This window comes from Methylotenera mobilis JLW8, assembly GCF_000023705.1.
GTDB classification, from domain to species: domain Bacteria; phylum Pseudomonadota; class Gammaproteobacteria; order Burkholderiales; family Methylophilaceae; genus Methylotenera; species Methylotenera mobilis.
This window is the reverse complement of sequence record NC_012968.1, coordinates 2,001,101-2,021,018: the sequence shown is the minus strand read 5'-3', so window position 1 is coordinate 2,021,018 and position 19,918 is coordinate 2,001,101. Positions and strand designations below refer to the sequence as shown.

Sequence of the window (19,918 nt, the reverse complement as noted above, 5' to 3'; positions counted from 1 at the left end):
TACATCCATCTACTAATCTATAAATTATAAATGGAAATTAGGAATTATAGATAAACCCCTCTGATAAAGCTTTATTATATAAGTCATAGATAATTTTGGCTTGCTTCTCAGAAGGGAATGACAGGCTTCCTGTGGCATACTTATTAAGAATATCCATCTGCATTTGAGAAATGTTATTATCAATTCTGAAATATTTAATTAGCTCTTTCCACAAATTGGTATCCTGAGTTACTACAAAAGACTGAATTTCAATACCATTGTCCAGAAGCTTTGTTTTCTTTTCATCTTTAGCCATAAACAATTTGGTATCGTCATCAATTAAAAGCTCAGTACTAATTTCAAAGTCGATAGGAAGCAACTTAATTTCTTCCCAGCACTTTTCACGCTTACACCATTGAGACGGATTACCATATCCGTCTTTTGGTGTTGTAATATAAGAGTAAATTTCCTCTGCGATTAAGTTAAGTATCTTCTCTAGAACTTTGGATGGGGATTGTTTCTCCCATATTGAATTAAAATTAAAAGCCTTTCCAGTTTGTTTTACTCGGTATGACAATAAGGCTACTGTATATGCAACAGCCTGCGACCTATATGCCTGGTTATACCAAGTAGCCTGTGAAATTAGCTTTTCAATAAATCTAAAAAGAATTATTTTGGAAACAGCATTTTTAAAATATGCTTCAGTAATAGCTAAACTATTCTTTTCAAGAATATCATCAATTTCTTTTTTGAACACTTTTGCACTATCTTGCGCGCCTTTGCTAACGACATCTGGCTTTTGCATCCATGCTACTTCTACTTTTGCTAAAAAAGTTTTATCAAAAAGTTGATTCTTTGGAAACTGCAAAAGAAACTGGCGTCTTTTAGCAATAGTTAAATATGCTTGTTCATTAAGATATTCACCCCGAACTCTTTCATAAAACCAATGTGTTTGAAGTTGGGATCCACCAATTTGAGGGGCAAGAACTCTTTTTGAATAAGCTTTAAACTCCTTATGAAGGGGGCTGTTAGAGTAGAAGTCTGATGAACTTACTTTATTTTGTGTATTAGCATACTCTGAGACTTTACTTACAAAGTCATTAATATCATCGGGATTACGAACTAATGACAGTTTCATTTGCACCGAAACATTGTTAACGTCTAATTTACTGTTTTTACAAGCAGCATAAATTGCTGAAGTAGTTTGACCGCCATTAACAATTTGAAGATTTTTAATCTTCTTTATATGTCCGTCTTGACCAATCTCGACTTCAGTAGCTGTTGCTGTAATGCCATTGTTGTAAGCAAAAAACATCTCAGGATTATACTGAATCGTATTTCTTAATCCCTTATTTACCGCACCCTTAAATTGTAAAAAAGTTCTTACATTTTGTTCGAATAGTTTCTGACCAAATCTATTATAAATATTTACCAAATCCGTACCTTTAATCACTGCAAGATAGGATTGGTATTTATCGTTATTAATAATTTCTAAACATGGCAAATCAATGTCTGTTTCAAAGTCCCCACCAGAATTTTGAGATTTAAATAATTGATATAAGTAATTAATATCAACTACTCTAAACTCCACTTCAATATCAAATAATTGTTCTGACTCTAAGTGGGTGAGGCTTTTAGTTGTTCTTGCATCTGTTAACAATACTAATCTGATTTTTTTTATAGTATTAGTAGCAAGATAATTAGTGATTTGAAACGACATGGAATAAGCTGGGGTTGTCTCTTCCAATTGCTTATAAAAATTGGAATTATTGCAATTTGACAGATATAGGCGAAGATTTCTAAAGCTTGTTGAAACTTCACTTAATAAAATCGTCTGTAATTCATCATCTTGATAAAACTTGTGGCCTAACAAAGTAAGAACTTCACGTTCCTCGTCGTAGTCGAAACCACAAACTTGGATGTTGTTTTTAATATATTCTGCAACAGTATAGTTATTGGTTAAATCACCTGATTCAATTAGCTCCTCACAAACATTTTCATAAAATGCTTGTGACCTTAACAAACCTCTACTATCTGCATCCGAATAAATTCGTTGCATGAAGTCTTGGTGAAACTCCTCAAGTGAAATATCCACAGATAGGCCTTAAGTAAAAATATTATCGAATGTAACTTCAAAGGCATTACACAAAGATAAATCTATCGTGTAGCCTAATTTAACAATTTCCAACGGTATATCAAATGGGATCCTAGGAAAGCCCTCTCCAATTGAAAAGAATCTAGTTTTATCAATTATAAAACCAACGTAAGGCTCATTTTTCAATTCTGGTATGTATCCATAATTAATAAGTTTTGTGTTAAAAACATCTAAAGTTAATTTAGATACTGGTGCAAGAAGCTCAAGAATCTCAGAGACAATATCCTCAACAGTTTGTCCTGCTTCAGACCGAGTTAATCCAAATGTAACTAAAAATAATGGTTGTTTTTCAGAATAAAGTTGCTGTTTTGAAGATATATCAACAAGCTGTCCTTTGGATGTTCTGTAGGATTTAACTTCAACAATTGCTGAATCAAATAAAAAATCTTGTTTATCAAATTCAGGCCCAACCCAAGAAATTATAGCTGATTCAATATTTAATTCTCTTGAAAGATAATCTTTCAAAAAAACCAACTCTGAAAAAAGCCCCATCTGCAATTCCACAGACATTACGTTGCTATGGCCTTTTCTTAATAGCTCCTGCCATCTTTGTAACCGAACTTCAACACCAATTATCATCGCATCATTATTTTCATGCTGCTCTATAGACGAAATTAAATCCTCACAAATTTTATTAAATATAGGGGCATCTTTTATATCATTTAGCAATAAAATTAATTCACCAGTACCCGTTGAGTTTCTTTTAATTAAATCAATTCCGTTCAAGCTAATTGACGTCTTAACATTAGCAAATTCAGATCTTGATTTAATAAATATCCCACAGCGACCTTCCAGGTCAGTTATCCAATAGACATTATGATTTGTAATGGTGCTTATTCGCCGACGAGAGGATTCTGGCATACCCTCCCAGGGTAACGTAAGGTTAGTCATCAGAATCCTCATCAATTAAGTCATTAATGTTTTCTAGATATACTTTATTAATTTTTAACTTTACTGTTTTTTCAGTTCCACTATTAATCCCACCAGGGAAGCTAATGCCAAAAGCAGCAAACGTATTACTATTTCCAACCGGAAACTCATTACTATTTTGTAGCAGATGTAACATTAACAAAGGCTTATTCATTTTCATCCGAATGTCTTTGCGTTTGCTGCCAAGACTTTTTGCAATCTCAGGCTCAAGTACAATTGATTCAGCAGAACCAGATGACACTTGACGATTCAGAACTTCATAATGATCACCTTTGGGATCTAACTGTCGTTTTTCTTTATTTATTTTTATAAATTCATTGACCTGAAACTCTTCTCCTTCCCCACTATATAAAGCAACATCCCAATATGAATCTATATCCTCTACATATTTCAAAATAAACTTAATAGGCATTCTTGTTCTGAAACCTAACTCATCATTAACATCGTAGAAATTAAAATTTGTTAGCAAGTGTAGAATTAAGCTCTTATTAACATTTTTCCAAAGAAAACTTTTTCCTTTATTTTGATATTTATTATCAATATTTATCTTTTTAAGAGTGGATACAATTAATTCTATGTTTTCTTTTGACTGCTCTTCATTTTTTATCAGCCATGCAGTTTCTTTGGAATGCCCATCCAATTTCATTTCAAAATAAATATCTTTGGCATTTTTTTGTTTATTTCTGGCCGTTACCTGCAAGCCACTGTCAGGATGGTATTTAACTGCTAATCCAAACTGCTCTGGGGTCATTTGTTCTGCTGACATTCGTTTGAAGTCATCTATTAAGTCTTCAGTTGCTTCAATAATTTGACCAAAACTTTCAATTGAAAGGTCTGGTAAATAGATTTTACATAAGTCCTCATAACCTGTTCTGTAACCAAACCACCTACCCATTTGCATCAAGGTGTCATAAAAAATTGTATTCCTGAGGAAATAGCTAATACTCAAACCTTCAAGTGTGTAACCCCTAGACAAACTAGTTCCGCCGATCACAATTGCATTCGTTGGCATGTCTTTTCTATACACAAGCGGAACAGTTGTACTTTGATGCACCTCGCGAACAACTACATTGGAAACTAGATTTGTAAGCGTTATTAATACCTCTTCCCATTCAAACTCTTGTTTGCTTAGATAAATATCATAAGTTTTTTTAATATCTGAGATTAATAAACTTTGTTGAGAAGCATCTGGTAATTTTCCGTATGATTTAACTTCCCGTTTAATTTGACTCAAATAGCTCTCTACTAAGCTACTAAGGCGTTGGTGAACATTGGTGAACCTTGATGCATGAACCAGCATGCTGTTATGCATGCTTCCCTGACCACGTAAATAACGTATGGCAATATTCAATAAGAAGTGTCTTGTGGCATCTTTTAAGCTTTCAGGTAAACCTATGACATACCAATCTTTTTTATGTTTTTGTGGGAAAGTTTCTAAATAATCATCTATAGAAATTAAGTTTTTTCTCTCTGGATCCAAAAATATTTTTCTAGCCCCAAAATAATTTGTCGGTGCATCTAGTGCATATATGAAATCTCGGGGAAATAAGTCCTTACCAAGCTCATCATGACCTACCTGATGGTCAATAAAAATATTTGCATATGGTGTGGCGGTATAAGCTACATATGCACTTTTCTTAAATAAACTAATAAGCTTTCTGATTCTCTCATTAATTTTTGTTGGATCATTTTCTTCTTTCGTATTTATAGATGCATAATCTGATTCATCGTCGATAACCAACATGGAGTGCTTGGCAATTTGGTTTTTATATTGTTTTTCTAACCATCCAATTACATTCGATAATGTTTTTGTATTTTTTTTAATTACCAAAAGAATTGGTGCTTTTATATTATCAAAATTTAATCCTTGAGCATTTTTATCTGCATCTTGCTTATTAAAATCTTTCTCCTTAGTCGTTAGACTAATAGGTAATTTTGTTCTATTTACATTACCAATTCCAACGCCTACTTGTTGCCCCATGTCTTGACCGACAAAAGATTCATTAAGTCTTTCTTGTGTTTGGTCACGTAGATTGTTCATTCCGCCTGCAATTACAACAATAAAGTTGTATCCTGCGTCAGCAGCTTTACAGATTAAAGCTGAGTAATTACCAGTTTTACCTGATTGAACATGCCCAACAACCATCCCATACCTACTAAACGTGTCAATAGATGGGTCTTCTATATTGTCCATTACAACATCAGTGTCTTTATTTATGGTTTTAATTACCTCATCATTTAGAGTGTTATTAAGATAGTTTTCATAACGATCCCAATAAAAACTATCGCAAGTTTGCTTTGCCTTACTCGTCCACCAATAAGGGTCTCTGTTTATTTGGGATGTATCCTTTATTAAGAATCCTTCAGCCATTTTGACGTCAAATTGTGTCTCAAGCTCATACTCCATCCTTTCCCAATCACTATTAGAAAGCTCTTGTAAAATAGATTTGTCAGCAAGAAATTTTGCAAATATTTCAAGACCTAGCTGATTTATCAGCTTTTTAACTGAATCTATCTCATTTCGAATAAGACTGTCAGGAATTGGCGCAGGTTGTTTTCTTAAGTTGCCAAAAATAAAATCTTTAATACGTTGGTATGAATTATTCATTTCTCTAAACCTAATAAATTGTTATGTTTTTTTAAAACTTCCGTTTTTAGTAATAACGAGATTGCGTCTTGGTCCAAATTCATTCCATTTATAATTTCAATGAGTTTGTAAATATCATTTTCGGCTATAAGTTCATCTTGTTTTATAGCGTGTGGGTTTTGATTCAATTGCGCCTGGATAGCATCTAGTGGTAGATAGGCCTGTACTCCCTTTAAATAAAGAATTAATAATTGACGGGCATCTTCATTTAGAGAAATTAGGATACTTTGAAGGATTGGATGTTCTAAATCCAATATGAAACTAATGGAATCTGACTCGGGCTTTAAAAGCCAAAAATTTTTAGTTGTTTTATCTTCAATTTTTTTACCTCTTCCTGTAAATGGTCTAGATCCTTTCTCAGTTACTTGAGCAATAATTCGTTTCAAATCGTCCCTAATAATACCGACTGGCTTTGCAGTTGATTTTTTTATATCAATACCCCAGTAGGTGTCTTGGGTATTTGATATATCTATGCGAATTCGAACTAGTTTATGGGCATCACTCATTTTATGAAGCCCCCACCAAGTGCCATAAATTAATAGTCTATTACCCCTATACAGATAAAAGCCTTGTGATTTTGTATAGCCGTCTTCAGTTGCATATCTCTCAAATTCTTGCTGGGAGATTTTAGAATGATGAGGAAGAATATAGGGTTGTATTGCTACAAATTCGTCGAAAACTTTAATTTTTTCTTCATTAATTTGTTGCGTTGCATTATGAGTTACATTAAATGGATTAAAGGGTTCCAGTGAATGATTGTTGATGGAAATTTTAAGCTTTTTATTTCCTGTAGCTTCCATAAATCTATGGAAAACTAATGATAGATGCGAGCGCAATTTGTCAATTAAAGAACTGAATTCGAAACCTTCTATCCTATCCAAATCCTCCCAAATCACTAGCGTTCCACTTTGTGATTTTTTCAACAAATCAAATGCCGGCAATTTTCCATAGGAGAATAAATCAGGTGTAAGTAAAAGCCATTCATTTTTTTTTGAAATGAACTCAAGATCCCACTGCCTAATATTTATAATCTCATTTTTTTTAGATGCAACTGTGAGTTTCTTGCACTGGGAAAAAGATGCCGTTTTGAGACCAAGGCCAAATCTACCTAAATCTCTCTCTGAGCGTTCAATTAATGGGTGTTGCGTTGCTAATCTCATCGCTTCAATTAGTTCAGCTTCATCCATTCCGTCGCCATCATCTAGAATGCATACTTTGTTTTCTGGGTATTGAAGTGCGAAAATTTCAACATTCTTGCAATCTGCAGAAATGCTGTTGTCAACAATATCGGCTATAGCAATTTCAAAGTTATAGCCGATATCTCTTAGTGAAGTTATTAAGTTGGCAACATTAGGATTTACAACCGTTGATTCATATATATCGTGCATCCTTGCTTATTCCTTTTTATTTTTACGATACTTCTGAAAACTCTGATTATGAAATATTCAGATAAGGTGTTTTTCTTAGAGGATTTATTTTTACTGATTAATTCATATTTATTAGGCCATGTTTTTATATTTTTACTCTCTTGAATAATAGAGACTTATTTTTTCAGTTCGATAGTAAACCTATTTAATTTTGCTTTCCACTATGATTGTTTAGTTGATAGTCAATTCTCTTGTATAAGATAAATTTTTAAGAAATCAAAAATTAAATAAGCATAGCTTTTGGACTCTTACATTAATGATTACGACATCCGATTATTCAGCTATTTACGCTAATCTGAAAAACATCAAAATCCTATTGCATTTCACTTGCGTTTCTATTGCATTTCATTAGCCGATAAATGTTAAATTAGTTAACTAATTCATGAACCTACAGATAAAACGCAATAGGATGTAATTTTTTACTGATTTTTTATTAAATTTGTCCCATTTATCGTCATTATTTTACAATCACCAGTTGTTCTCAGTCAGACGTATAACTTGGACTCTTATTCTCCTGCCGCATCCTCCACGGTCTTTTGAATCCCTCTCTTGCAAGCTTGATAGATTCTTTTCCCATCTTACGGTTAATGCTATCCATCGTCTGCATCAGCATAGCGGATTTGTCTGATATTTCCGTCTTGGTAAACATATCCATCTGCGCACCAGTTATCGGCACAAGTTCACTGAGCATTACACATGCCTTTGCGTAGTTGTAATGGGATCTGTAAAGCTGTTTTAAGGCCCATAGCGCGACGTTTGCAAGCTACCTGCTATCATACGTTGGACTAGGTAATGGCACCGTCATGCCGCTGCTATAGAACGCCTCATCCAATTTGAATGGGCTGGTTCTGATATAGACATACACCGATCCAGCCACTGATTGCTGACGTCGCAGCCTTTCAGCAGCTCTGCTTTGGACTTCCCAGAATTTAGTAGACATTCAATAATGTCGAAACTGAACTGGAGAGTAGTAAATGAGAGGTACCAGATATACAGCTGAATTTAAGGCTGAAGCAATCAAACAAATCACTGAGCGCGGCCATGGCGTCGTTGAAGTATCAAAGCGCTTAGGTGTTTCAGATAAAAGCCTTTACGCTTGGCTTAAGCAAAGCCAACAAGACGATCTACCAAACGCAAAAGACCTCGTTGCGCTCAAACTAGAACTGCAACGAATGAAGGCAGAACTCAAGCGCACCACTAAAGAGCGCGACATCCTAAAAAAGGCCGCCGCGTACTTTGCCAAACTGTCCGATTAAAGTACGCATTTATTGACCAGCATCGTCAGCAATTTCAATTGATCAGTATGTGTCGAGTATTAAAAGTACATCGTAGCGGCTACTACGCATGGAAATTAAAACCACTATCTAATAGAGCGATAGAAGACTCTGCATTGCTGATTGAAATCAAGCGATCATACGAAGATAGCTACGGCATTTATGGCAGCCCACGTATTCACTACGACTTACGAGAGGCTGGCATTAAGTGTAGTGAGAATCGTGTCGCTAAAATTATGCGCAATGCCAAGCTCAAATCCATTCGAGGCTATCGTAAACCACGCTATAAATCTGGTATACCATCTGTAGCATCACCCAATAGGCTTCAGCAAGTGTTCACGGTATCGCAACCTGATTTAGCCTGGGTGACGGATATTACTTATATTCGCACCTATCAAGGCTGGTTATATCTTGCTGTGGTGATTGATCTGTACTCTAGATCAGTGGTGGGTTGGTCAATGAAGTCTACGATGGCAACGGAAATAGTACTAGATGCGTTAACAATGGCGGTATGGCGACGGAAACCAAAACAGTCCGTGATTATCCACTCCGATCAAGGTAGTCAGTTTGGTAGCGATGACTTTGTGAGATGGTGCAAAGATAATCGTCTAGAACCTAGCATGAGTCGTCGTGGCAATTGCTATGATAACGCGGTAGCAGAGTCCTTCTTCAGTAGCCTGAAGAAAGAGCATATCAAACGTAAGATTTACGTATCGAGAGAGGAGGCTAAATCAGAGATATTTGAATACATCGAAGTGTTTTACAATCGTAAACGTCGGCACAGCCATCTAAATCAAATGAGCCCGATGATGTTTGAGAAATTACAAAACGGAAACTAATAAACGTCTACGATATTCTGGGAAGTCCAGTTCATGCTAAGAGTCCAGAGTTGCCCATAGGAACCTCTACTCCACCTATCAGAATGCATTATAAAAGAAAGAATTTGAGATTTGAATGGATACTAGATGCACAGTATTTATATTCAATGTCAGCAATTGCTCGTATAGGTGGAACTAACCGCTACATAATATACTGCTTGGTGAGAACAGTAACTCAGAACGATTCAGGTGAAATTTTAATAAGTGGTAGTCCTTATTTGATTGCACAACCGACAGCATATATCCATAAAAAACCTGATATAGCTTATATTAAAGAGTATGAGAAGTATGTAGAAAAGGGGCTGGTGGATGAGGATGGCAACTTATATGTATAAATATCTATCTTTTTTAAACTAACACTGAATCGTAATTCTCTTCATGAGTGATATTTAAATACCCCTATTAAATGTAGTCAACTACCATAAGCCATAGAGAATTAGAAATGGTAACGCCAGTAGAATTATATATAAACCATTACAAGCAAAATGCCACCTTATAATAGCCAGTACTCTCTCAGTGGTGGTAAGGTTAAATGGAGTGCTAGATTCATTTTTGTGATGAGCTCTAAAATACAAATCGTCGATAGGCTCATGATTTGGATTGTTCCCGTTAGTAAGTGTTTCGTAGGCTTGGCGAACTCTTGTAAGTAAAGCTGCTAACTCTTGTGAGTTTAGTCCTTCGGATAACCCTTGTTCTAGTTGCAATCTTTGATCTTTAATATCATTAGCATTTTCGAATAGTTGTTCTGACTTCAAGGAAAAGTCACTAGCCCACTCAATCAAGCTAATAACTATAATAAATACCGCACCAACTACAGAAATAAAAGTTAAATGATTATCCAAATCAGGACAGATATCACTTAGTTTATATATTTTCTGAAAAACTGTAATAGCAATTAAATATATGGACAAAACAGAGATTGAGAATACAGACATAGTGTTTCTGTATTTCATTCTTCGTTGTGCATTAAATCGTGCACCAGATGTTCTCCACATTTTTGTGCAAAACTCAGCTACTTGTTCTTCAATAGTTTTTTTCAATCAATAAACTCAACTTAAATGTGGGGAATCGAAATAAATCAGTGTAATAATCTCTCTAATTTGCATTTTAATCAATTCAATGCATAGAGGTTTTTGCCTTAGGCTAGGTGTCTTGTTAACCACCATTGGTCACTGCCACTCTTTACTTAAAGAGCTGTTCTAAATAGTTAATTTAGAACCGACACCCCACTAATATAGTGTAGCATCATCAGGTTCAAGGTCAGAAAGATTTTTATTTTTGTAGTATATAAAAAGCTCACTTATTTCGCTTTCATCATAAGAGCGATCAGGATTCAGTCGTCCACGTTCACTTAAGAAAGCGATTTTTTTCTCATTAGTATCTAAAATATCATAATTATTAATGTAGCCTCTTTGAGGTGAGTAACTCATTTCATAATATGTACGAACTAGCCGCTTCAAAGATTTGGGTGGCTTATTATTAAAGTCATCAAGTCTCGAAAAGAAACCACTAATTGCATTATCTAATTTAGTTAAGAGTTCGAGATCTGTAATTTCTGAAAAATAAGCGACCCAACCATATTTTTTTTGCTCACTGATTGCACCAGTGATTCGTTCATTTAACTCTAATAAAAATATTCCTTTAAGTAAATCTTCTGTCAAATACTTGAATTTATTTAGTCTATAACTTTTGTTGTGCAAATAATCGCTAAATTTGCCCACAATTGATTGTAGAAATCGTTCCACTGTGGATTGTCTAACCGAAATTTTAGGGATTTTGAATAAATAACCTAAATAACCAAACTCTTCTGATAACTTACTAAAATGAGTTTTTCCAGAGCCTAGGGGGTGAATTTGCAAACCCAACAGATTCAATTTTGATTCAATAATACTTTTTACATTTTCAGCATCATTCGACTTATGAATAACAAGAATGTCATCAACATATCGGAAATAATGATTTGAAACTTTACGAATTTCTGTATCAAACTCGCTTAAATATATTGCAGCTAAAATATTAGAAATAGCTAAGCCTTGCGGAACACCTTTTTCAGTTGTGAAATCGTCTAAGTTTTTATTGCGATAATTTCTTGGTACTATTGGGTTACTTATAGCAGACAAAATAAGCTTTATAACTTTAACTGATTTGATTCTTTTTTTTAAAATTTCCAAAAGAATATTACGGTCAATTTCATCGTAAAACCCTTTTATATCGCATCCAAATACCATAACTTCTTCATCATTTGCTTGGTAATTAAGTTGCTTAATTTCTCTAGAAATTTTATGGATTAGAGTGTTCGCTCTAGTTTTTGGTACACAGTCTGGAAAAATGTGAGCTAAAACATCTTTCAACTGGTTTAAAACTAATCTGTCTCGTAGGGTTGGTATTCCAATAAGTCTTGGCGACTTACCCCTTCCTTTTAGCTGTAAGACCTCAGCATATGGGGAGAATTTATATGTGCCACTCAAGCACTTTTTATTTATAGTTTTCAGGTGATTTACAGACTGTTTTTCAAACTGAGAACCATTTAACCTATCAATTCCCTTTGCTTTTGAGTCTTTGAACTTGTTATCAAATATCTTCTTTAGCTCAATTTGACTGAAGTAAACTTCAAGCAGTTTTGATGGAGGTAAAGTCTCATGAAGTTGGGAGCCGTTGAAAAAATATTTTTTATTATCAATTTCTAAGATTTGCATTGTTTGCCTTGTTTGCAATTAATACCTACTCAGATGATTGTCTTTCTTATGAAGCGAAAAGTAAACCATGCAGGTTTATTAAAGACTATTTGAGCACAGGACTCTAGTCCTTAGGCTCTAAATTTTTGAGAGTTTTATGAGCTGAAAAAATTATTTTGAAGAGATTTTGATAGTGAAAAACTAATAATTTGATATAAAAATGATGAATTAAATTACTTAAATCCATGTATTTTTATTTTCTGCCGTTGCCCATATGTTGCCCATAGTATTTTGGGGCAAACAAAAAAAGGCTCCCATCGCTGGAAGCCCCGTAGAATGGTGGTGAAAGAGGGACTTGAACCCTCGACCCCAGGATTATGAATCCTGTGCTCTAACCAGCTGAGCTACATCACCTTGTAAACTGTTTGCTTTAATTTCAGCAAGGCCGCAATTCTAGTGTTTTAGTGGTGAATTGTCAAAAGTAGTTTTCACTTTTTTACGTTATTTTTGATAATTAGCTGTTTAATTTGTAGCCTGCTTGCTTTTCATCTCGCGGTTAGGTGTTTGCATTAGAATTTTCTTGAAATGTCTACGATGAGTGATGCGCTGTAGTGCTTCCATTTAATAATGATCACGTAAGCATATGAGCGCGCTTGTTGCGCTAAGTTTTCAGATAGATTTGCTATTTTTTCTGGGATGGAGATCACCATGTTTTCGCCAAAATATTTCCGTGCATTGCCGGAGATGGTGTTGGCGATTTCGCCTACGACATCGAGCAGGTTCTCTTCTGATTGGTTAGTTTCTTTCATCACCGTTAGCAGGTGTCGCAACATGGCACTGGGTGCAGAGAAGTAGAGTGCACCTTCGTAGCCATCACTCACTTTGATTTTTCCGGTGTAGTCGTTCATTGGAAATGCGCTTTGCGCAAGGTAGGCTACTTTAATGGCTGCGGCTTCTTTGGTTGCTTGTTTGAAGTAGTTACCAATGGCTTCAATAAAGACTTCAATGTCTTTTTCGCTTAAGTCACTCATTTTCTTTTATTAGCTCCAGTATCGCGTTAACGAGTTCTTCATCCGTAAATGGTTTATATAGGAAGCCATTGGCGCCATTTTTTAGCGCTTCAATCGCAGTGGCTTTGTCGCTAAGCGCAGAGATGATGAGGATTTTGATGTTAGGGTCAAACTCAACGAGCAGAGCGGTACATTCCACGCCATCCATTTCCGGCATGGTGAGGTCCATGGTGACAATGTCTGGGCGCTTTGCCACGCATAGTGCAAATGCATCGGTGCCATTGGCTGCGGTACCAACAACTTCGATAGGCGGAAGTTTTGAGTCTGCAATAATTCTGGAAATTCTGCTCCTGATAATATTGGAGTCATCGACTATCATTAATTTCATATTACGGCCTCTGTCGAATTCAGGTTGATAGATGGTTTAGCGTGCTTGGAAATACGGAAGGCGAATTGTGTAAATACATCGGCTTTGGTGTCTATTTTTAGCTCGCCACCAATTTCATTGATAAGCGATTGCACTAAATCCATACCTACACCGCGGCCCGCATCTTGATCGACGCTGCTGGCGGTTGAGAAGCCTGGTTCAAATAATTTGGCGACAATTTCCTTATCGGATAGCTTGTGTACTGTGTCACTGGCGTAGCGCCCTGAGGTAAGCATGGCAGCGCGGATGCGGTTGGGAACAATGCCTTGGCCGTCATCACGCACAATAAAATCAATAATGCCCTCCTGATTTATGCGGGTGGTGATAGATATTTCGCCATGTGCTGATTTTCCTTGTGCCAGCCTAATGTCAGTTGACTCTATGCCATGACAGATAGCATTACGGATTAGCTGGATGCCAATCTGTTGCAGTTGATGCACGGTTTTTGTGTCCATTTGGTCTAGTAACGCTAGCTCTAAGTTTAGCTGCACGTTCTTATTTTGGCTTTGACTTACCTGTTCTACGAGGCGCTTTAGGTTATTAGCAACATTGGTAGAGATAGATTGAGGGGCGCTTGGGCTGTTGTTGGCCTGGTGGTGTGCCTGCATGAAGTCTACAATCATTTCAATTTGTGTAATTTGCTCAAGCAAGGCGCTTAACATTACCGGTAGACTTAAAATCTCTTGGGCATCCCATTCGTTCTTGTTGCGTAGCGATACCAAGTGCTCTTCAAATTGATGCGCTAGCGTTTCAATGGCCTGTAAGCCTATGGCCCCAGACTCACCTTTAATGGCATGGATGATGCGGAAGCATTGATTCACCATATCACTATGCGTAGCAGCGCGTTTATCTGCATTGGCTAATACTTCGTTAATCACATCTAAACTACTGTGTGCCTGCGTCAAGAATTGGCGCAGTTGGGTGATGTCGGCTTGCAGCAAGGCTTTCAGCAGATCGAGATTGATGCTGGATTGACCCTTGAGCTTAGTTAGCTCCTCACCCTGCGTTACTTGCTCGGTTACGTCTTGCACCGTTACTAAGAGGTGCAAGACTTGTTTATTCTCTACCACGCGGTTGAACTGGAAGCTAAGGTAGCGTGGCGATGCGTCGTCTCTTGTTTGTACCTTTACCTGCGTGAGCGGGTTAAGGCTTAGCATCAAGCTCTCTTTTACCTTGTTGCCAAACAGTAGCTGTATGTAATCTTTGGAAGAAGTGAAAATGTCATCGGAAACCAGTTGCTGCAGTATGGGCATAAACGGCATGTTTGCGCTTACTTTATGCTGCAATATTTGTTCAATAGAGCGTGAAATCTGGCTACCAACTGCGAGTTCATGGTCTAACAAAAACAGACCTTCTTTAACGGTATTGAGAATCTCGGTAGTTTCGCGCTGTGCTTTTTCAATCTCGCCATCGGCAGCACGCAGCTTGCGTAGCGCGTTGAACACAATATTGGCAAACAGTAACAGTGATAATACCAATGCAATTGTTTGAATCAGTTGCAAATGACTGGCTTTGGTTTTGGTGTTTTGTTCTAGTTGCGTCGTCAGGTTGTTCATCAGCTTTAGCAGCTTCAGATTATTTTCACGTGCATAATCTGTGGCAAGGTCTAGCCGTGTTTCGTCTATCACTCGGCTTAGTATCACTGACTCCAGCAGCTTTTTGTAGGGCTGCCAGATAAGCAAGGCATCATTCACGGCCTGAATAGAGGCAGTATCAGTTACTTTAGGTAGGAATACTGGTTTCTCGTTACCACCCATGACCGTGCCGCCGGTTTTAAAGGCATTCAGCGTAGTGTCAAACAGCGTACTGACTTTTTGGAGCTCTTCCATATTTTTTGCATCAAACTTGCCCTGTGCTGCATCGACCTGAATTGACAGCAATACTTTTGCGGTGCGTTGTGAGAGCATGCGCTGCCGACCTGAAAGATTGATGGAAACGGCATCGCTATCTAACGTAGATGAGGTGTAGAAGTTAAGGCCAAGCACTGCCAAGTTAAATACCAGAAAGAGAGTGACGGCCAATATAATGCCGCGGTATTTGTTCAACGTACCTAGCTGCCTCTTTTGATTATACGTACTGTTGCTGGACATGCCTGCTCCTTATGCAATGGTTAAAATATATTTGGTAATGCAGCTCACCGTGCTAACGCAGAATTGAAGTTATGTTTATGAAGCTATCTATATAGTGCGGATTTTTCACTTCAGTTAATCGTGTTTGCTTCATCCCATGTTTTCGTTAAATCTAAATACTTAAAGTGCCAACAAAAAAGGCGTCTTCCAGGCCAAGTGATATCTCAGCCAGAAAGACGCCTTTGTCTTAAATTTATTACACTCAAGTTTTGAGCCACTTTGATGTCGCCATTGACATCAGTGTTTATCTGTAAAGCGATTTACATACCCACGCATTGAGTTTGTAAATGTTGTCGCAGTATTCACAATTGTTATATGTGTCTGCATATGTTGCTAAAAGCAATAGCCGTGCCACGGTTATGGTTGTGTGTAACCTAATGATATTTAATGTTAATTTCTATGAATTATTTTATTTTTGCTGGATGAGTATGTGCTTGTATGCACAAAGACGGTGCAATAGCACGGCTAACTACAAGGTGTCGCTACGAAAATATAGCGATAATAGTAGTTGGTAATGGCGGTGATTGGGTGCGTAGGTTAGAGGAGTGCAGGGTGACGTACTTGAGCCATGAGTGTCTGTGTCGGTTAACACATGCACTCATGGCATGATGGTGTAATACGTTGAATCTTTATACGTTAAATCTAAAGTGCATCACATCGCCATCTTGTACGATGTACTCTTTGCCTTCCAAGCGCATTTTACCGGCTTCTTTTGAGCCTTGCTCGCCCTTGTTTTTCACGTATTCGTCATAGGCAATCACCTCTGCGCGAATAAAGCCACGTTCAAAGTCGGTGTGGATCACGCCAGCTGCTTGAGGTGCTGTTGCGCCTTTTTTAACGGTCCAGGCGCGAACTTCTTGTACGCCAGCGGTAAAGTAGGTTTGCAAACCAAGTAAATCATAGGCAGCGCGAATCACGCGATTTAGGCCTGGCTCGTCTTGGCCTAGCTCAGCTAAGAATTCTACTTTGTCTGCGTCATCCAGCTCAGAAATCTCGCCTTCGATTTTTGCGCAAATACACACGACTGGTGCGCCTTCAGCTTTGCCTAATGCGACAACTTTATCTAGGTAAGGGTTGTTCTCAAAACCTTTTTCATCCACGTTAGCGATGTACATTACCGGTTTAACTGTAATTAGGCAGAGTGGTTTGATGATGTTGAGTTCATCAGCATCTAAGCCTAAGGTGCGCACTGGTGCGCCAGTATCTAAGTGTTTTTGGATTCTTTCACATAAGCCAGCAAGTGCAATCGCTTCTTTGTCACCAGATTTAGCTTTTTTGCTTTCACGTTGTAATGTTTTTTCAACGGTTTCCATATCGGCAAGCGCCAACTCGGTGTTAATCACTTCAATATCAGAAAGTGGATCTACCTTGCCCGCAACGTGCACCACATTGCCATCATCAAAACAGCGCACTACGTGAGAGATCGCATCTGTTTCACGGATGTTAGCTAAGAACTTGTTACCTAAGCCTTCACCTTTAGATGCGCCGGCTACTAGGCCTGCGATGTCCACAAACTCCACAATCGCTGGTTGTACGCGCTGTGGTTTTACTATGTCAATCAATGGTTGCAGGCGGGTATCTGGTACCTCAACGATGCCAACATTAGGCTCAATGGTGCAGAATGGGTAATTTTCGGCCGCAATCCCAGCCTTGGTAATTGCATTGAATAAGGTTGATTTGCCTACGTTAGGTAAGCCTACGATTCCACACTTCATATTTTTCCAATCATCTTTAACGCAAGCATTGCGTTGTATTCGTATTCATCGATTCGCCGTATCTTTAGCGCTGTCTTTTCTAATATGATTTACGCTTTTTTTGCATAAAATATAAATATAAAACAGCTGCTTAGGTAAGGTGACTATTTCTTTGTGTGCAATTTTAACATGGCGCTATCAAATTCGCCTTTAAGCATTAAATCTACTAATTTACAGCTGTCATAAATGCTATCGTCAATCACATGCTGTTCATCTTTAGTGGGTGCTTTGAGTACAAAGTTAACCACTTCATTTTTTGAGCCAGGGTGACCAATGCCTACGCGTAAGCGCCAATAGTCTGCTGTGCCTAACGCTGAATGTATATCGCGTAACCCATTGTGGCCGCCGTGGCCGCCGCCAAATTTCATTTTAATACTGCCTGCAGGTAAATCTAATTCGTCATGAATCACTAAAATTTCTGCAGGTGATATTTTGTAATAATTAGCTAGTGCGGCAACTGCCTTGCCACTTGCATTCATAAAAGTGGTGGGTTTGATCAGCCAGCTGTCTGCGGTTGGGCTTAACTTGCCAGCAAAGCCAAAGAATTTAGCATCAACTGCCAATTTGCTATTGGTGGCCGCCGCTACTTGGTCTATCCACCAAAAACCTGCATTATGGCGCGTAGCTGCATATTTTTCGCCAGGATTACCTAGGCCTACAAATAATCTAATTCCGCTCATATAGTGACTTTAAGTTGGTGCATCGTGCATTTTTGCATAGATGCAATTTAGTTTGCACCTAAAAAAAACGCGCACTTTAATCAAAAAGTGCGCGCTATTTAGCTAGCTTACGTAATGAATACTTAAGCTTCTGGTGTTTCTTCAGCAGTTGCTGAAACGCTACCGCGTGTTTTAGCGATAGAAGCTACAGCTGCGTCATCACCGTGTGCTAATTGCACAAACTCAACACCTTTTGGTAGTTTGATTTGTGACAAGTGGATTGATTGACCCACTTCTAAAGCTGAAACGTCAACTTCGATAAACTCTGGCAAGTCTTTTGCCAAGCAGCTTACGTCAGCTTCAGTTTGGATATGAGCAACAATACCACCACCTAATTTAACACCTGGCGCTGCATCAGCGTTAGTGAAGTGGAATGGCACTTTAACGTGGATTTTTTCAGTTGCACTAACGCGTTGGAAATCAACGTGTTGAATTGTGTTGCGCACTGGGTGCATTTGGAAATCACGTAATAGTACGCTTTCTTTTTTACCTTCGATAATCAGCGTTAACACTGAAGCATGGAAAGCTTCGTGACGGAATTGTAAGAACAATTCTTTTGCGTTGATTTCTAGTGGGTATGCATCTTTACCACCACCATATACTACACCAGGCACAGAGCCAGCATGACGTAGGCGGCGGCTCGCACCCGTACCTTTAGCGTCACGTTTTACTGCATTGATTTCAATAGCCATTTTACTACTCCTAAATTTACTGCTTTACTACAACGAATCTGCCTTCCGCGACCAGAAGACAGGGTGAAATACTTAGTCCATAAACAATGAGCTTACAGAATCTTCACTGCTGATGCGGCGAATTGTCTCTGCCAGCAATGCTGCTGCGCTCAATTGACGGATTTTTTTACAATTAATGCTATCTGCTTGCAATTGAATAGTGTTGGTAACAACTAACTCATCCAACTCAGAATTCATAATGCGTTCTGCGGCGCCACCAGATAAAACTGGGTGGGTTGCATACGCTACTACTTTTACTGCACCATGCTTTTTCAATGCGGCAGCAGCTTCACATAGTGTGTTGGCTGTATCAACCATGTCATCCATAATCACACAGGTACGGCCAGCAACATCACCAATGATGTTCATCACTTTAGCGACGTTTGGTTTTGGACGGCGTTTATCAATAATCGCCAAGTCTGAACCTAGCTGTTTTGCACATGCACGTGCACGCACAACACCACCAACGTCAGGAGAAACCACTACTAGGTTCTCATGTTTTTGCTCTAATAAATCAGCCAATAAAATTGGTGTGGCATAGATGTTATCTACTGGGATATCAAAAAAGCCTTGGATTTGGTCTGAGTGTAAATCCATCGTCAATACACGGTTAACACCAACGCCGGTCAGCATGTTGGCAACCACTTTAGCGGTAATTGCAACGCGAGCAGAACGTGGACGACGATCTTGTCTTGAGTAACCGAAATATGGGATAGCAGCAGTAATACGGCCAGCAGATGAGCGACGTAGCGCATCCACCATGACCATTACTTCCATTAAGCTGTCGTTAGTTGGGTGGCTGGTCGATTGCAATACAAAAACATCGCGACCGCGTACGTTTTCAAGCAACTCAACCATGACTTCGCCATCGCTAAATTTACCTACATGCACTTGGCCAAGATTAATGCCTAAGTGTTTTGCAACTTGCTGCGCGAGCTCTGGGTTGGCGTTGCCAGTAAAGACCATCATGTTGCCGTTAGACGCCATTCGATTTCCTATCGTGCTGGCTTATCAAGATTGTCCAGCTAACTAATAAAAAAAACTCACTAAAAAATAAAAGCGTGTAAATCAAATAATCTACACGCTTCTACAAAATTTGGCTGAGGAGGAAGGATTCGAACCTTCGCATGCCGGAATCAAAATCCGGTGCCTTAACCAGCTTGGCGACTCCCCAATATTTAAC

17 protein-coding genes and 2 tRNA genes are annotated in these 19,918 nt (G+C 38.1%); 2 read left to right on the top strand and 17 right to left on the bottom strand.

Translation table 11 applies throughout. The features are described 5' to 3' along the window. Positions 1-37: 37 nt before the first annotated feature. From MMOL_RS09360 to MMOL_RS12330, 6 genes are all read right to left on the bottom strand, one after another. The gene (locus MMOL_RS09360) at positions 38-2,074 is read right to left on the bottom strand and encodes an AIPR family protein (RefSeq protein WP_015832785.1); all 2,037 of its coding nucleotides are present in this window, start codon (positions 2,072-2,074) and stop codon (positions 38-40) included. Between the two features lie 9 nt (positions 2,075-2,083). Continuing rightward, positions 2,084-2,995, bottom strand: coding sequence for a PD-(D/E)XK motif protein (locus MMOL_RS09355; RefSeq protein ID WP_187287222.1), 912 nt, complete (start codon positions 2,993-2,995; stop codon positions 2,084-2,086). Positions 2,996-3,017: 22 nt separating this feature from the next. Beyond that, entirely contained in the window at positions 3,018-5,672 is a 2,655-nt protein-coding gene (locus MMOL_RS09350) for a Z1 domain-containing protein (RefSeq protein ID WP_015832783.1), read from the bottom strand. Next, positions 5,669-7,099 carry an ATP-binding protein gene (locus MMOL_RS09345; RefSeq protein WP_015832782.1) on the bottom strand — a complete coding sequence of 477 codons (1,431 nt, stop codon included), beginning with the start codon at positions 7,097-7,099 and terminating at the stop codon, positions 5,669-5,671. Before MMOL_RS09345 ends, MMOL_RS09350 begins: the two co-directional genes overlap by 4 nt. 520 nt (positions 7,100-7,619) lie before the next feature. Further along, the gene (locus MMOL_RS12335; protein ID WP_420794746.1) at positions 7,620-7,736 is read right to left on the bottom strand and encodes a DUF4113 domain-containing protein; all 117 of its coding nucleotides are present in this window, start codon (positions 7,734-7,736) and stop codon (positions 7,620-7,622) included. A gap of 165 nt (positions 7,737-7,901) precedes the next feature. Beyond that, a complete protein-coding gene (locus MMOL_RS12330) occupies positions 7,902-8,078 on the bottom strand; it encodes a DinB/UmuC family translesion DNA polymerase (RefSeq protein WP_148207863.1) in 177 nt (58 codons plus the stop codon). A gap of 34 nt (positions 8,079-8,112) precedes the next feature. Between MMOL_RS12330 and MMOL_RS09330 the strand changes: the two genes are divergently transcribed. After that, positions 8,113-9,251 (top strand): IS3 family transposase gene (locus MMOL_RS09330; protein WP_420794735.1). Its coding sequence is split into 2 segments (ribosomal slippage): positions 8,113-8,368 and positions 8,368-9,251, totalling 1,140 coding nucleotides; the frame shifts between segments, so codons are not numbered across the junction. A gap of 104 nt (positions 9,252-9,355) precedes the next feature. After that, positions 9,356-9,625 carry a thioredoxin domain-containing protein gene (locus tag MMOL_RS09325; protein WP_148207862.1) on the top strand — a complete coding sequence of 90 codons (270 nt, stop codon included), beginning with the start codon at positions 9,356-9,358 and terminating at the stop codon, positions 9,623-9,625. 81 nt (positions 9,626-9,706) lie between these two features. Here MMOL_RS09325 and MMOL_RS09320 read toward each other — a convergent pair whose 3' ends face one another. The 11 genes from MMOL_RS09320 to MMOL_RS09270 form a co-directional block, all read right to left on the bottom strand. Continuing rightward, positions 9,707-10,330, bottom strand: coding sequence for an SLATT domain-containing protein (locus MMOL_RS09320; protein WP_148207861.1), 624 nt, complete (start codon positions 10,328-10,330; stop codon positions 9,707-9,709). A 189-nt stretch (positions 10,331-10,519) separates the two neighbouring features. Then, complete coding sequence (locus MMOL_RS09315; protein WP_015832776.1) at positions 10,520-11,986, bottom strand: reverse transcriptase domain-containing protein; 1,467 nt, start codon at positions 11,984-11,986, stop codon at positions 10,520-10,522. Between the two features lie 316 nt (positions 11,987-12,302). Further along, a tRNA-Met gene (locus MMOL_RS09310) sits at positions 12,303-12,379 on the bottom strand. 155 nt (positions 12,380-12,534) lie between these two features. Beyond that, positions 12,535-12,996 (bottom strand): chemotaxis protein CheX, encoded by a 462-nt coding sequence (locus MMOL_RS09305; RefSeq protein WP_015832775.1) that lies wholly within the window; start codon positions 12,994-12,996, stop codon positions 12,535-12,537. Continuing rightward, complete coding sequence (locus MMOL_RS09300; RefSeq protein ID WP_015832774.1) at positions 12,989-13,363, bottom strand: response regulator; 375 nt, start codon at positions 13,361-13,363, stop codon at positions 12,989-12,991. The genes MMOL_RS09305 and MMOL_RS09300 overlap by 8 nt, the downstream gene beginning before the upstream one ends. Beyond that, a complete protein-coding gene (locus tag MMOL_RS09295; RefSeq protein ID WP_015832773.1) occupies positions 13,360-15,492 on the bottom strand; it encodes an ATP-binding protein in 2,133 nt (710 codons plus the stop codon). The genes MMOL_RS09300 and MMOL_RS09295 overlap by 4 nt, the downstream gene beginning before the upstream one ends. A gap of 668 nt (positions 15,493-16,160) precedes the next feature. Then, positions 16,161-17,246, bottom strand: a complete 1,086-nt coding sequence (gene ychF / locus MMOL_RS09290) for a redox-regulated ATPase YchF (RefSeq protein WP_015832772.1) — start codon at positions 17,244-17,246, stop codon at positions 16,161-16,163. Positions 17,247-17,389: 143 nt separating this feature from the next. Further along, positions 17,390-17,965, bottom strand: a complete 576-nt coding sequence (pth, locus tag MMOL_RS09285) for an aminoacyl-tRNA hydrolase (protein WP_015832771.1) — start codon at positions 17,963-17,965, stop codon at positions 17,390-17,392. A 122-nt stretch (positions 17,966-18,087) separates the two neighbouring features. After that, positions 18,088-18,696, bottom strand: coding sequence for a 50S ribosomal protein L25/general stress protein Ctc (locus MMOL_RS09280; RefSeq protein ID WP_015832770.1), 609 nt, complete (start codon positions 18,694-18,696; stop codon positions 18,088-18,090). A gap of 72 nt (positions 18,697-18,768) precedes the next feature. Then, positions 18,769-19,704, bottom strand: coding sequence for a ribose-phosphate pyrophosphokinase (locus MMOL_RS09275; protein WP_041928824.1), 936 nt, complete (start codon positions 19,702-19,704; stop codon positions 18,769-18,771). Positions 19,705-19,832: 128 nt separating this feature from the next. Then, positions 19,833-19,909 (bottom strand) — tRNA-Gln (locus tag MMOL_RS09270). Positions 19,910-19,918 lie beyond the last annotated feature (9 nt).

Coding starts and splice junctions, on each gene's coding strand:
- MMOL_RS09275 (WP_041928824.1), bottom strand. CDS start 19,704: ATGATGGTCTTTACTGGCAACGCCAACCCAGAGCTCGCGCAGCAAGTT.
- MMOL_RS09280 (WP_015832770.1), bottom strand. CDS start 18,696: ATGGCTATTGAAATCAATGCAGTAAAACGTGACGCTAAAGGTACGGGT.
- MMOL_RS09345 (WP_015832782.1), bottom strand. CDS start 7,099: ATGCACGATATATATGAATCAACGGTTGTAAATCCTAATGTTGCCAAC.
- MMOL_RS09300 (WP_015832774.1), bottom strand. CDS start 13,363: ATGAAATTAATGATAGTCGATGACTCCAATATTATCAGGAGCAGAATT.
- MMOL_RS12330 (WP_148207863.1), bottom strand. CDS start 8,078: ATGTCTACTAAATTCTGGGAAGTCCAAAGCAGAGCTGCTGAAAGGCTG.
- MMOL_RS09295 (WP_015832773.1), bottom strand. CDS start 15,492: ATGTCCAGCAACAGTACGTATAATCAAAAGAGGCAGCTAGGTACGTTG.
- MMOL_RS12335 (WP_420794746.1), bottom strand. CDS start 7,736: ATGGATAGCATTAACCGTAAGATGGGAAAAGAATCTATCAAGCTTGCA.
- MMOL_RS09350 (WP_015832783.1), bottom strand. CDS start 5,672: ATGAATAATTCATACCAACGTATTAAAGATTTTATTTTTGGCAACTTA.
- pth (WP_015832771.1), bottom strand. CDS start 17,965: ATGAGCGGAATTAGATTATTTGTAGGCCTAGGTAATCCTGGCGAAAAA.
- MMOL_RS09355 (WP_187287222.1), bottom strand. CDS start 2,995: ATGCCAGAATCCTCTCGTCGGCGAATAAGCACCATTACAAATCATAAT.
- MMOL_RS09315 (WP_015832776.1), bottom strand. CDS start 11,986: ATGCAAATCTTAGAAATTGATAATAAAAAATATTTTTTCAACGGCTCC.
- MMOL_RS09305 (WP_015832775.1), bottom strand. CDS start 12,996: ATGAGTGACTTAAGCGAAAAAGACATTGAAGTCTTTATTGAAGCCATT.
- ychF (WP_015832772.1), bottom strand. CDS start 17,246: ATGAAGTGTGGAATCGTAGGCTTACCTAACGTAGGCAAATCAACCTTA.